This window comes from Novosphingobium sp. ERW19 (assembly GCF_012641315.1).
Lineage (GTDB): Bacteria > Pseudomonadota > Alphaproteobacteria > Sphingomonadales > Sphingomonadaceae > Novosphingobium.
On sequence record NZ_JABAIC010000002.1, the window covers coordinates 492,068 to 504,861 of the forward strand.

At 63.0% G+C, this 12,794-nt stretch carries 11 protein-coding genes; all 11 read right to left on the reverse strand.

The window, feature by feature from the left end:
* Positions 1–4: 4 nt before the first annotated feature.
* Positions 5–2,104, reverse strand: a complete 2,100-nt coding sequence (locus HGI46_RS05690) for an alpha-galactosidase (RefSeq protein ID WP_168903434.1) — start codon at positions 2,102–2,104, stop codon at positions 5–7.
* On the reverse strand, positions 2,104–3,426 hold the full coding sequence (locus HGI46_RS05695; protein WP_240946592.1) for an MFS transporter: 1,323 nt from the start codon (positions 3,424–3,426) through the stop codon (positions 2,104–2,106). Before HGI46_RS05695 ends, HGI46_RS05690 begins: the two co-directional genes overlap by 1 nt.
* Positions 3,427–3,608: 182 nt before the next feature.
* Positions 3,609–4,451, reverse strand: coding sequence for an SDR family NAD(P)-dependent oxidoreductase (locus HGI46_RS05700; RefSeq protein WP_168903436.1), 843 nt, complete (start codon positions 4,449–4,451; stop codon positions 3,609–3,611).
* A gap of 24 nt (positions 4,452–4,475) precedes the next feature.
* Complete coding sequence (locus tag HGI46_RS05705) at positions 4,476–5,483, reverse strand: zinc-binding dehydrogenase (protein ID WP_168903437.1); 1,008 nt, start codon at positions 5,481–5,483, stop codon at positions 4,476–4,478.
* Positions 5,484–5,493: 10 nt separating this feature from the next.
* Positions 5,494–6,333 carry an SDR family oxidoreductase gene (locus HGI46_RS05710; protein WP_168903438.1) on the reverse strand — a complete coding sequence of 280 codons (840 nt, stop codon included), beginning with the start codon at positions 6,331–6,333 and terminating at the stop codon, positions 5,494–5,496.
* Positions 6,311–7,411, reverse strand: a complete 1,101-nt coding sequence (locus HGI46_RS05715) for an aromatic ring-hydroxylating dioxygenase subunit alpha (RefSeq protein WP_206065547.1) — start codon at positions 7,409–7,411, stop codon at positions 6,311–6,313. Before HGI46_RS05715 ends, HGI46_RS05710 begins: the two co-directional genes overlap by 23 nt.
* 10 nt (positions 7,412–7,421) lie before the next feature.
* Positions 7,422–7,955, reverse strand: coding sequence for a 2,4'-dihydroxyacetophenone dioxygenase family protein (locus HGI46_RS05720; protein WP_168903440.1), 534 nt, complete (start codon positions 7,953–7,955; stop codon positions 7,422–7,424).
* Between the two features lie 7 nt (positions 7,956–7,962).
* A complete protein-coding gene (locus HGI46_RS05725) occupies positions 7,963–8,508 on the reverse strand; it encodes a 2,4'-dihydroxyacetophenone dioxygenase family protein (RefSeq protein ID WP_118073738.1) in 546 nt (181 codons plus the stop codon).
* Between the two features lie 13 nt (positions 8,509–8,521).
* Positions 8,522–9,055: a 2,4'-dihydroxyacetophenone dioxygenase family protein gene (locus HGI46_RS05730; RefSeq protein WP_118073737.1), complete on the reverse strand. Its 534-nt coding sequence runs from the start codon at positions 9,053–9,055 to the stop codon at positions 8,522–8,524.
* Positions 9,056–9,130: 75 nt separating this feature from the next.
* The gene (locus HGI46_RS05735) at positions 9,131–11,689 is read right to left on the reverse strand and encodes a TonB-dependent receptor (protein WP_168903441.1); all 2,559 of its coding nucleotides are present in this window, start codon (positions 11,687–11,689) and stop codon (positions 9,131–9,133) included.
* Between the two features lie 149 nt (positions 11,690–11,838).
* A complete protein-coding gene (locus tag HGI46_RS05740) occupies positions 11,839–12,780 on the reverse strand; it encodes a helix-turn-helix domain-containing protein (protein WP_118073736.1) in 942 nt (313 codons plus the stop codon).
* Positions 12,781–12,794: the final 14 nt, after the last annotated feature.

The window sequence follows — 12,794 nt, forward strand, 5'->3', positions numbered from 1 at the left end:
AACTTCAGGCGCGTTTGCGCATGTGAAAGATGGACACGGTCTCTGCCTTTGACGGGGGCAAGGGCAGGCCGGCGTTGCTGAGCCAGCTGGCTGGCAGGCTCTGGGGCGTTGACTTCATGGCTTCGAAGAACGGTGCGCTGTGAGCCGCATGGCCACCCTCGCCACCGGCAATGCGGAGCAGCCGAACGTCCCAAGCCCCTGATTTTCCGCAAAAAGGCAGGGTAACCGGCTGAGGTCGGCGATCCGCTGGCGGCTCTGCGCGGATAACGAACAGGAGGAGTTCGTCCTCGCGGCCTTGCGCCTGCCAGAGGACTCCGTCTGAGCTCTCGCCCTGCCAGACGCGGCCTTGGTGGAGCAGGTCACGCCATTGTTTATGAAAGGAAATCCAGTCCGCCAGTTCGGCGCGTTCGGTGTCGGAAAGGGTGCGCGGGTCCATTTCGACGCCGAGGTGGCCGGTCATTGCCATCGCGGCACGAAAGGCAAGCGAGTGACGACGACCGGTGGCGTGCGCCGGGCTCGCGGCGATGTGCGATCCCATCACTTCGGGCGGTAAAAACGAGAGAAATCCGCGCTGTATGCCGATCCGACTGACGGCATCGATGTTGTCGCTGGTCCAGTAGCGGTGGCAGAAGTCGGCCATTCCGGCATCATTCCGGCCACCACCGCCGGCGCAGGACTCTACCTCAACTCTCGGGTGCGAAGAGCGAACTCTCGCGAGCAGAGCATAGACTCCACGAAGCTGAGCGGCACCACCGGCAGGCGCAAGATCGCGGTTGTGATCCCACTTGAGGTAGGTGATCGGAAGCTCGGTCAACAGCCTATCGAGACACCCAAAAAGATAGTCGCGAACGTCCTCGCGTCGCAGATCCAACACCAATTGATTGCGCGCCGTTGGACTTGCCCTTCCCGGCAGCGACAATGCCCAGTCGGGATGTGCGCGGTAGAGGTCGCTGTCGGGATTGATCATCTCCGGCTCAACCCAGAGCCCGAATTCCATGCCCAGAGCATTTACCCTGTCAGCCAGAGGCTTGAGACCGTTCGGATACTTGCGAGGATCGGGCGTCCAGTCACCGAGGCCGGCAGTGTCGTCATCGCGATTGCGGAACCAGCCATCGTCGAGGATGAAGCGTTCCACGCCGACCGATGCAGCCGCTTCGGCGAGAGCGACGATGCGCTCTTCGTCATGATCGAAGTAGCAGGCTTCCCAGGAATTGAGGTGAACAGGGCGCGGCCGCATCGCGCCGTCCGGCCACTGCAGCCGAGCGCGTACCGCATCGTGAAATGCCGATGCTGCACCGTTTCGCCCGGTGGTGGAAACTGCGAAGATGGAATCGGGCGCTGTCCAGTTCTCGCCCGGCGCAAGGGTTACTTCCCCCGTCTGGAGCAAGGCGCCGGCGCTGAGGGTCCAGAAGCCCTCGTCGTCGCGCTCTATGGCGATGCGATTGTCGCCGGACCATGCCAGTTGCAGCGCGCGGACGGTGCCGGTGTGGAGTGTGGCGCCCTCGTCCAGAACGTAGACCCCGCCCGGACCGCCGTGCCCCGAGATACCGCGACGGACCTCGCGTGCCCAAGTCTGCTGCGGCATGGCTTCGCGGCACTCGACCAATTCCGCATTGTGGCGGCCGCGCCAGGACAGGATCTCCCGGGCAGTGGCAGTGAGTGGAAGCAGCGCGCTGGCCAGCCAGTCCACGGTGAAAGGTTCAGCGCCAGCGTTGTGAAGGCTGTTGCGGCATACGTATGCTGTGCCGGCGACCTCGAAAACCTGCCTCAGTTCGACACCGGCAATTTCGTCGCGGTGCCGCAGCGTGACCGCGTTCTGGCTTTCCGTGATTTCACAGGAGGTAAATGCCACTGGTAGCGCACTACCATTCCGGCTGACCCGCAGCAGTTCCGGCCCAAACCAACCCAAGCCAGAGACTGGTGCTACGCTTAGCGGCACGTCCTCGTCGAGCGAGTAGGATGCAGGGCCGCGGGTTTCGGCCAGCAGCGGCAGGCTATCGACCGCTACCGTGGGGCCAAAGTGGCGCCATACAGGAGACCCGCCGTCTGGCGCGTCCCAGACCAGCGAGCCGTCGCCCGCATTCAGGACAATCGGGTGCGACATCAGGCTGCAACCGCCGCCTGCGGCATCGCGCTGACCCGGCCTTCGCGGACCCACAGCACCGAGAGCCCCGCCAGCGCCAGCGACACACCGCAGAACATCAGCATGTTGCGCGGATCGCCGCCGAGCGCGAGCTTGTAGGCATCGAAGCCGATGGACACGAAGCCGAGGTCGAGCCTGCTCATCACCACCGCAAACAGCAGCATCGGGATGACGATCATCATGTTGAATATACCCATGTAGACGCCGGTGCGCTGCGGCGGGATCGAGTTGGTGAGGATCGCATAAGGGTTGCCCATGATGCTGCCCCACGCCAGCCCGATGCCGATTGCCGGCAGGAACAGCAGGGCCTTGTCCGTGACGTTGGGCAGGAGGAACATCCCCACGCCGCCAGCGAACAAACAGAGCGCGTGAAGCGGCCCCGGCCCGATCCGCTTGACCAGCGGCACCATTGCGAAAGCGGTGACGAACGAGATGGCGTTATAGAACGCCGCAACTTCGCCGTTGGTCAGGACTGCCGTGTGAAACGCGCTGCTATGGACATCGGCGGTGCCATAGACCGTGCGGCTGATCGAATAGACGGCGTATGTCCAGTAGCCGGACATTCCGACCCATTGAAACAGGCTCATCAGCCCGAGCTTGCGCATGGCCACCGGCATGTCGGCAATCGCCTCGCCGATTTCGCGCAGGGTGGCCCAGGCGCCCTTGGGCTGCGCCTTGATGTGGGCCACTTCCTCGGCAGTCAGGGGCAGTTCGGGGACACGGAGAACCGACCACAGGATGGTGGTCAGTGACAGCACAGCGCCGATCATGAAGACGATGCGCACGGTGTAGGGAATGCCGTGGCTGTCGACCCAGTCCTGATTCATGCCGAAGCCGACGAGCAGCGACGGCGTGAGGAAAGCCAGCATCTGGGCGAGACCGGTAAATGCACTCTGCGACAGGAAGCCGGCCTGGCGCTGATCCGGGTTCAGGCGATCAGAGACATAGGCGCGATAGGGCTCCATCGTGATGTTGTTGCCGGCATCGAGGATCCACAGCAGCGACATCGCCATGAGGATCGAACTGGAAAGCGGCATGAAGAACAGGCCGAGGCAGCACAGCACCGCGCCGATCAGGAAGTATGGGGTGCGGCGGCCCCACTTGCTGGCGGTCCGATCGCTCATCGCGCCGATGATAGGCTGCACCAGGAGGCCGGTAATCGGGCCCGCGAGTTGGAGCATAGGTAGCTGGGATTCGTCGGCGCCGAGGTAACTGTAGATCGGCCCCATGTTGCCCTGCTGCAGGCCGAAACTGAACTGCAGGCCAAGGAAGCCGAGATTCATTTCCAATATCCGCGCCAGTGGCAGATGCGGCCTGCGGATACTGTTTCCTTCGTGCATGCGCGAACTCTCCCGTCGGGTTCACGGACCCGTTGGAACAACCATGTCACATGCGCAGAGCAAAAACAACAATCGATTGCAATATGGGCTTGCCGAATGTCGCCACCGGGGAAATTGTGATTAAATCAGAACTGGAGGGCGCTTTCGGGCGTGGCCGCCAACACGGCCTCGGCGCGCTCGCGCATCCGATTTGCGAACTGGCCATGGGTGACGATGTAGAGATCGTTCGCGAATATGGCATCCGCGACCATTTCGCCAACGAGATCAGGGTCCATCCAGTCGCTGCCGACGACGCGCTCTGCCAAGGCCTGTTCGGATGCAGCGAAACCGCTGCTCTCACGCAGATGCGCTGGCCGATTTCGGGCCGCCTCGTGAATGTTGGAGCGCACGAAGCCCGGACAGAGGACGCTGCTGCCGATGCCCTTGGCGGCAAGATCGGCCCGCATGTTTTCGGACAGATTCAGCACGGCCGCCTTGCTGGCGGCGTAGATCGCAAGGTGCCCCGGCATTACAACCGTTGCCGCGAGCGAGGCAGTGTTGACGACATGGCCGCCGCGCCCATGCGCGATCATCTGCGGCAGGACCGCCTGCAAGCCGTTGACCACGCCGCCGAGATTGACGCCAAGGCCGAAGTCCCAATCAGCATGAGTTGCCTCGAGCACCGGCCCTTCTACCCCGACACCAGCGTTGTTCACCAGAATGTCCACGCCGCCCAGTTCGTCGTCGAGACGCCGTGCTGCTTCGGCGTAAGCCTGGCGGTCGGTAACGTCGAGTTCCATGGCGATCACGCTTTCGCCGAGACCTTCGGACGCCAGTACCCTGAGGGCCTTACCGATGTGATCTGGCCGCAAATCGGCGATGATGATGAATGCGTCGCGTTTGGCGAGAGCCTTGGCAATCCCGAGGCCTATGCCGGAAGCCCCGCCCGTGATGAAGGCATTGCGGCCGGCAAAGGATGTGATTGCCATCGTCATAATCTCCTGCCCGACGCCTTATTCGCCGGGACTTATCAGCACCTTGCACTGATGCGTGCGCTTGCGCAGGCTTTCGAACACGTCGGGCGTTGCATCGAGCGAAATCGTGTCGGTCACCAGCAGGCGCGGTTCGGCGGCGCCGCGATCAAGCGCATCGAGCGCAGCTTCGTATTCCTGCCGCGTGAAGAAGGCGGACGTTACCAGCTTCACCTGCTTCGACAGCATGGCGAAGCTGTTGAAGCTGTCGGGACGGGTGCAGAGCCCGAGCAACGTGATCGTGCCATCGTTGCGGACCTGATCAACCGCCTGGGCGATCAGGCCCGGAACTCCGACGCATTCGAACACGACATCGGCCTTGCCACCCAGCGCCTTCTCAGCGCTACCGACGGGGTCGGCGGGATCGACGACGAAATCGTGTGCGCCCATCCGTAGCGCCCGATCGCGCTGCCATTCGGCAAGGTCCTGCACGACCACGCGCCCTGCCCCGAACCGCCGTGCCCAGAAGGCGACAGCGAGGCCAATGGGGCCAGCACCGAGGACCAAAACACGGTCACCGATCTTCATTCGGCTGAGCGCGACGCCATGAAGCGCGACGGCCAGCGGTTCGACAATCGCGCCGTCGGCGAGGCTGGCGCTGGATGGAAGGCGCATGCACTGGTTCGGGCGAGTCAGGGCGTATTCGGCATAGCCGCCGCCCTGAAGCCCGAATTTCTCGCACCACTGGACTTCCCCAGCGCGGCAGGCGTGACACTGGCCACAGCTTTGCAGCGGGATGACCGAGACGAGATCGCCGGTCCGCAGGTCTTCCACGCCCTTGCCGAGAGCAACGACTTCGCCCGCGAATTCATGGCCGAGCACGGAACCGGCGCCCTGGCCGTAAGCCGGGTCCTCGGTCATGTGCAGATCCGAACCGCAGATGCCGCAGCGGCCGACCTTGACCACGACATCGCCCTCCCCCGGCGTGGGATCGGCGATGGTCTCGATTGCCAGGGGCTTGTGCAGCCCCTGCATCACGGCGGCGCGCATGGCGGTGTCCTTACTTGTACTTGCCGAGCATCATGCCGCCGTCGATCACCACGTGGCTGCCAGTCATGTAGTCCGACGCATCCGAGGCGAGCAGCAGCGCAAGCGGCTTGAGCTGGTCCGTCTCGGCAACGGAGCCGAGCGGGACGATGGCGTCCCACGCGGCGCGGGCAACAGGATCCTTCTTAAGCCAGCCACCGCCGATGTTGGTGACGAAGGGGCCGGGGGCGATGGCGTTGATGCGAATTCTGAACTCGGCGAGTTCGAGGCCGAGGGCGCGCACCATGTGCAGCACGCCAGCCTTGGCGGGCATATAGGGCAGGCCGACGATCGGTTCGGTGACGAGGCCGGCATTGGAGGCGGTGGTGATGATCGAACCTCCGGTACGACCGTTGGCGCGGCCTTCCTTCTTCATGATCCGCACGGCATTGCTGACGGTGTAGAATACGCCGTTGAGGTTGATCTGGATCGAACGGTCCCAACGGTTATGGTCGTAAGTGTCGACCTGTCCGTCCTCGTTGCGGTGCCCTGCAGGATTCCAGAAGCCGGCACCCGTATCGATGCCGGCATTGGCGAAGCAGATGTCGAGACCGCCATAGGCGCGGTCGTGGGCGTCGAAGGCAGCGACGACATCGTCCCAGCTGGACACGTCGAGCCGGTCGGCGCGGACCTCATAGCCTTCGGCGCGCAGGCGGGCGGCTTCGCGGGCGGCACCATCGGCGTCTATGTCGGTCAGGGTGACGGCAGCGCCGGCTTCAGCCATGGCTTCGGCATAGGCGAGGCCGATGCCCGATGCGGCGCCGGTGACGAGCGCTGAGCGGCCCTTGATGTCAAACCTGTCGAGCGTTCTCATTGGCATCCTCTTGTATTGATTGTTGTTCGCGATCGATCAGGCGCTGCAGCATGCGACGGGCGCGGACGCCGCCGCCGTCGCCATTCAGGATCAGCGGGCGCAGATCCCAGAAGTCTGCCCCGCGCATGAGGCGGTGGCTGTCGCGAATGATCGGCATGTCTTCCTGCTCGAACGCGAATTCGAGCGCGCCACGCATGGCGGCGGTGAACTCGGCATCGCCCAGCTTGTAGTCGCGGGCTGTTGCCCAGAAGTAGTGCGTGGTGTCGGGCGTTTCCGGCGTGAAGGCATGGAGCGAGGGCAGCAGCGTGCATTGCTCGCGCGGGGTGCCGGGATCTCCGGCGCGGAAGTCGAAGTAGAGCACGGCGGGCGCGTGCCATTGGACGAGGCCGTAGAAATCCTGCCTGCGTCCTTCGGTGCCCATGACCGCGGCAATGCCGACCGAGAGATGGTCGTTCAGGCGGACGTATTCGGCGAAGACACTATTGCCATCCTGCCAGAACTTGCGCTCGCCCTCGGTGAAAGCGCTGGCGACAAGTGCGGGATGGACGAAGTTGGCGTGGCTGAGATCGAGAATGTTGTCGCTGTAGAGCTCGTAGTGCCCCTCGGCGACGGTTGCGCCGCGTACGGCCTCCCACCTCGGGTCCGAGAGCCATGAGAAGTCCGGGATCAGCGACGCGTCGGCCTTGGCCGTGTCACCCATCCAGATCCACAGCAGGGCATGGCGCTCGACCAGCGGGTAAACCTGCAGGTTTGCGTCGGGCAGCTGGCCGCCGGGGTGCGGATTGTGGACGCAATGGCCCGCACCGTTGAAGCGCAGGCCGTGGTAGGGACACATCAGCGCGCCATCGACCACCGTGCCATGACCGAGCGGCGCAAAGCGATGCGGGCAGCGACCGGTGATCGCGTGCGCTACCCCATCCGCGTCACGAAACAGGGCGACCGGTTCCTCGAGGAACGTGCGCTGCTTCGGTTCTGCACCCAGATCGCTCGCCCAGCCAGCCACATACCACGTGTTGCGGAGGTACGTCCCCCGTGGTTCCTGCCCGAGCCGTGGAACCGGTGCCCTCTCCTCGCCCACGATCGCCGCGTCAGAGATAGAGGGCGGGGTTGATCGCGATATTGTGCTCGCGGCAGTAGCTTTCGTAGTGGTTCATGAACCACCACACGTCGAGCGTCTCGACGTGGTTGCCCTGCTCGTCGAAGAACTCGTTCGCGCCCTGCATGTGAAACAGCGCCTTCATGCCATTCGGGTCGTCGGTCACGAGGGTGTGTGCCGTGCCAGGCGTTTCGGTGATGAAATCGCCGGGGCGGCAAACCCAGTCGTATTCGAGGTAACGGAACGAGCCTTCGAGGCCGATCGCCCAGACCTTGCCGCGGTGCTTGTGGGTGCCAATCACGCCCGGCCCCTTGATCCACAGCACGTTGACATAGACGTTCTCGCGGACGTCGAAAGCGAGGTGACGGATCGCTGCATTGTCGCCGAAGGGAACCCATGGGCTCTCGACTTCGGAGGAACCGACGTATGTGCCCTCGACGCCCTTGGCACGGATGAGATCACCGTAGAGTTCCGGGACGTTGACGATCTTGTATGCGCCGGAAGGGGGCGCAGTCATGGTGCCCATGGCGTCCTCAGAGATAGAGCTTGGGGTTGATGGCGATGCCGTTCTCGCGGCAGTAGGTCTCGTAGTGGTTGATGAACCACCAGACGTCGGTGGTATCAACGAGCACGGCGTTCTCATCGTAGAATTCGATCGGGCCCTGCATCCATCCGAACAGCTTGCAGCCTTCCGGATGGTCGGTGACGAGGGTGTGGCTCTCGCCCGGCGTTTCGAGGATCAGGCCGCCGGGGGTGGCAACCCAATCGTACTCGAGGTAGCGGACGCTGCCTTCGAGGCAGACCATGGTGATGGTGCCGCGATGGAAGTGGGTGCCGATAACCCCCGGCCCCTTCACCCACAGAATGTTCGAAAACAGGTTCTGGCGCACGTCGAATGCGAGGTGCTTGATCGCGGCGTTGTCACCGAACGGCACCCAAGGGCTGTCGACGTCGGTCTGCGCGTCGATGTAACGACCGCCGGGGCTGAGGCGCTGGACCAGCTCCTTGTGTGCGAAAGGAACGTCGACAATCTCAGCCTTGTCCGAGGGCGGCGCTGTCATCACGGTGGCGGTGCTCATTGTACAGGTCCTCTCAACGGATCAGCGTGTCAACGTAGTCGGCACCGATGCCGACCTTTTCGTAGTGTTCGCGCGCTGCCTTCATGTAATCGAACACGTCGTAGTGGCCGACAGTGTTGCCCTCTTCATCGAGCCACATCAGCGGGCCGGAGACGACGAAGAAGACCTTCATCGGGTCCTCGTGCTCGTAGCAGACCAGGGTATGGCTCTCGCCCGGGGTTTCATAGACGAAGTCCCCAGCCGTGGCGGTCCAGCTGTGCTCGAGGTAGGCCCACTTGCCGCTGATGGTGTAGGCCCAGATCGGGTGCGGGTGATAGTGGCGGTTGACGAGACCCGCCTGCTTGCTCATCAGGACATCCGCCCACATGTTCTTGGCCGGGCTGATCCAGACGGGCTTGGAAAATACCGTTTCGGAGATCGGCACCCAGTAGCGTTCGTCGCCCTCGGCAATCTTGGGCATGTAGACTTCCGGCAGGCCGCCTTCGCGGAAGACCTTGTCGACCGGCTTTATGTCCTTCCAGAATTCCGTGTGCGCCGCTTCAGGCATATGCTCTCTCCGTAAGGATCAACGCGGGCGAAGCCGAAGGGGTGACGACCCCGCCCGCGCAAATCGTTCAGCTTATCAGAACTCGAAGCCGAGCCTGACGTACCATTCGGCCGGACGGCTGTAAGTGCCGTAGATCTGGCCGCCCGCGATCTGTGCCTGACCGGTCACGAGATAGCGTTCGTTGGTGATGTTGGTGCCGCCGACCGTGAGGTTCCACTGGTTTTCCGGCGCCTGGTACTGCAGGCTGGCGTTCACGATGTCGGTCGTCGGACGCAGCAGCAGGATCGTGCCCTCGGTGTCGTTGCGCATGCCGGTGGTGTGGGTCCAGTCAGCCAGCGCGACGATCTTGCCATCGCCAACGGCCATCTCGAAGCGGGGCGCGACGTTGAACTTCCACGAAGGTGCCTTGGGCAGGTCCGATCCCTTCTGTACGCCGAGCTGGAACGGATTCGGTGCAACCTGCGCCGGAGCGAGCACGTTCGTGTAGTAGGCATCGAGATGACCTGCCGACGCAGTGATGGTGAAACCATCGGCAGGGGCTGCAACCATTTCGATTTCGAAACCCTTGATGCGAGCATCGCCGGCGTTCTGGATGGTCGGCGAGACGCCCTGCTGGAAGTTCAGCTGGATGCCCTTGTACTTCGTGGTGAACACTGCAGCGTTCAGCTGCAGCCTGCGGTCCAGCAGCGTCGACTTCACGCCGGCTTCGAAGGTCTCGGCGATTTCTTCGCCAAAGGTCGGAGCGACCGGAAGCGGGTTGGACAGACGGGTTGTCCAGCCACCGGTCTTGTACCCGCGCGAGAACGAGCCGTAGGCCATCACGTCTTCGGTCGGATGCAGTTGCAGGCCGAGCTTGTAGGAGAAGTCGTCAAACGTCTGCTTGTTTGGCGCAGTCGGATAGTAGCGGAAGGGCTGCGACGGGATCGGGAAGCCGACCGCCGTGGCGCAGGCCGCGGTAGGATTGCCGGTTGCGGGATCGGTGGCCAAGCAGTTGAACAGCTTGTAGTTGAAGCCGTTCACGTCAGCCTGCGCGCCGTCGTACTGCTTGTTCTCCTTGGTGTAGCGGGCGCCGACGGAAATGCCGATCAGGTCGCTGACACGCCAGTCGATCTGGCCAAAGCCGGCATAGGCTTCGGTATCTACCTTGCCCGGACCATCAACCTGCAACAAGCCGGCCGAGAAGGTCACGAAGTCGCGCAGATCACCCTTTTCCTTGAAGCCATAGCCGCCGAGCACGAAGTTCAGCGCCCCGTCCATCGCCGAACCGGTCAGCTGGACTTCCTGGCTGAACTGGTACTGATCGACGATGAAGCTGGTCTGCAGCATCGGCAGCGGGGAGTTGTCTAGGTCGACACCTGCCTTGAAATCGACTTCGCGATACGAAGTGATCGACTTGAGCATGACGTTGTCGGACAGGTCATACTCAAGGTTGAGGCCAAGGCCCCACTGCTTCAGCTTCGAGAAGTTGTTGCCGTTGGCGTAAGTGGTGTCCTTGTCGGTGTTCACCCAGCGGCCGTCGTAGGGCAGCAGATTGTTGAACGGATCGCCGTCGACATTGCGGCTGGCGAGACCGGGGATGGTATTGTAGCCGCTTACGCTGGAACGCGGGCCACAAAGAGCGGTGGCGTTGCGTGCTGCGATCTGAGCTGCAGTGGCGCCGATGCAGAAATTGTAGAGGCCAGCAAACAGGAAGCCCGAGCTGCCCGTCACGACGTCAAGTGCGGTGCCGGGGATGTTGTTGGCAGCAACACCAGCGAACGGTCCGGGAATCGGCGTGACGGCCAGGACGGTGTTCGCAGTCGAGTCCTGATCGATGTTGGTGTAGTCACCGCTCAGCGTTGCGCGGAAGCTGGTGCCATTGTCCCAGCGCAGCTTGCCGCGCAGGTTCCACGAATTGTCGCCGCCCTGGCGGCTGCGGGTTTCATAGCCCGAGGCAGGGAACTGTGTGAAGCTGTCGTTCGCGCCGGCATTAGGATAGGGGATGCGCTTCTGGAACCCATCGCGCTTGTGAATGCCGAATGCGACCGAGGAGCTGAGACCTTCAGTCAGCGGAATGTCGACAAGGCCACGGGCCTGAACGCGATTGAAGCGGCCGACGGTCACGTCGCCTTTGACGTGGAATTCCTTGCCCGGCGTGTGCGTCACGATCGAGATCGCGCCGCCGATGGTGTTACGGCCGAACAGAGTGCCCTGCGGTCCCTTGAGGACCTCGATCCGTTCGACGTCGAGCAGGTCCTGGTTGGCACCAATGGAGCGGCCAAGATAGACGCCATCGAGATAGACACCGACGGCAGGGTCGATGTTGAACGCGAAGTCGGACGAGCCGATGCCACGGATCGTCGCACCCAGCACGGCACTCGAACCGGAGAACGGGGTTGATGCGTCAAGGGTGACGTTGGGGGTGATGCCGGAAAGCGCTGAAACGTCGCCCACTGCGCGTTCCTGGAGCGCGCCAGCGGTAAATGCAGTGATTGCGATTGGCACGTCCTGGACGTTTTCCGCGCGCTTCTGTGCGGTCACCACGATCTGTGCGATGCCGCCGGTGTTGTCTTCGGCCTGAGCCTGATCCTGCGCAAACGCTGGCGCGGCAAGAGCCGCGGCCATGGCTGCAATGGAAACCGATGCTATTCTCATGGTTTTCCTCTCCCTGTTTTTTCGGAGCGGGGCCCCTGCCCCGGAATCTCGCCAGCTTGATAGGCACTGGCGAAAATGGTCGCTTGCACTCACGCGCAAGCTGATAAGGACTGCTGCGCAAAAATCATGCTGCGCAGCATTCCGTTACGTCATGCTGGCGTCTTTCTGCCCATCCGCCAGTCGCGCGGAGCTGCGCCGAACTGCTGACGGAAGCAGCGCGTGAAGTAGGCGCTGTCGTTGAAACCCAGCTCGAATGCGATCTCGGTAATGCTGGCATCGGGCCTTGCCATCAGCCTGTCGGCCGCGCGGCGCAGGCGCTGATCGAGAATGTAGGCCGTTGGCGTGGTCCCCATCGCCGCGAAGATGTTCTGCACCGTACGAACCGATACACTGCAGGCATCTGCCACGGATGTTGTGCGCAAGGCCGGGTCCTCGAGGTTGGCTGCAACCATGGCCAACACGCGACGGCGCAGATCGGCCTCGCCTGCGTCGGTCGATGGACGCTGCGCTCCACGCATGGCCATGGCGGCAAGGTCATAGAATACGGCGTTGACGCCGATTTCCCATTCCGGATCCTCTGCGGCGCGCTCGCCCTGCTGCCACAATGACAACAGGAAATCGTGGAACACGCGCCCGCCAGGTGTCGCGCCACACATGCGCTGCATCAGCGCATCGTCGATCCCCGAAAAGCGCTCGGCCAAAGGCGCTCGCGGGAACTCGACCACGAGCAGTTCGTGGCCGGTGAGACGGATCGAATAGGGCTGATGAGGACTTGCCAGAACGAAGTCACCCGGCAGGAGCGTGCATTCCTGGCGCCCCTGCGTGTGCTCGCTGTTGCCGCGGCATTGCAGGTGGAGGATCAGGCGCTCGTCATCCTGCGGCAGAGGATTGCGACCTACTGCCGAATGGGAAGAATCCGTGCGGATCATGTCGAGTTCACCGACGCGCCACGACAGCATCTTCCCCGCGAAGTCTTCTCCGGGCACGTTGACGAATGTGCCGGTGAAGGCCCGATCCGCAATCTCGTTCCAATATCGCGCCCGATCAGGTGGAGCGACGTCGGCCGTGTGAAACTTGAGAAGCGCACCCATGGTTCTTCTCCGTT

Excerpts from the sequence above, each read along its gene's own strand:
- HGI46_RS05690 (WP_168903434.1), bottom strand. The coding sequence starts at position 2,104 with ATGTCGCACCCGATTGTCCTGAATGCGGGCGACGGCTCGCTGGTCTGG.
- HGI46_RS05695 (WP_240946592.1), bottom strand. The coding sequence starts at position 3,426 with ATGAATCTCGGCTTCCTTGGCCTGCAGTTCAGTTTCGGCCTGCAGCAG.
- HGI46_RS05700 (WP_168903436.1), bottom strand. The coding sequence starts at position 4,451 with ATGGCAATCACATCCTTTGCCGGCCGCAATGCCTTCATCACGGGCGGG.
- HGI46_RS05705 (WP_168903437.1), bottom strand. The coding sequence starts at position 5,483 with ATGCGCGCCGCCGTGATGCAGGGGCTGCACAAGCCCCTGGCAATCGAG.
- HGI46_RS05710 (WP_168903438.1), bottom strand. The coding sequence starts at position 6,333 with ATGAGAACGCTCGACAGGTTTGACATCAAGGGCCGCTCAGCGCTCGTC.
- HGI46_RS05720 (WP_168903440.1), bottom strand. The coding sequence starts at position 7,955 with ATGGGCACCATGACTGCGCCCCCTTCCGGCGCATACAAGATCGTCAAC.
- HGI46_RS05725 (WP_118073738.1), bottom strand. The coding sequence starts at position 8,508 with ATGAGCACCGCCACCGTGATGACAGCGCCGCCCTCGGACAAGGCTGAG.
- HGI46_RS05730 (WP_118073737.1), bottom strand. The coding sequence starts at position 9,055 with ATGCCTGAAGCGGCGCACACGGAATTCTGGAAGGACATAAAGCCGGTC.
- HGI46_RS05735 (WP_168903441.1), bottom strand. The coding sequence starts at position 11,689 with ATGAGAATAGCATCGGTTTCCATTGCAGCCATGGCCGCGGCTCTTGCC.
- HGI46_RS05740 (WP_118073736.1), bottom strand. The coding sequence starts at position 12,780 with ATGGGTGCGCTTCTCAAGTTTCACACGGCCGACGTCGCTCCACCTGAT.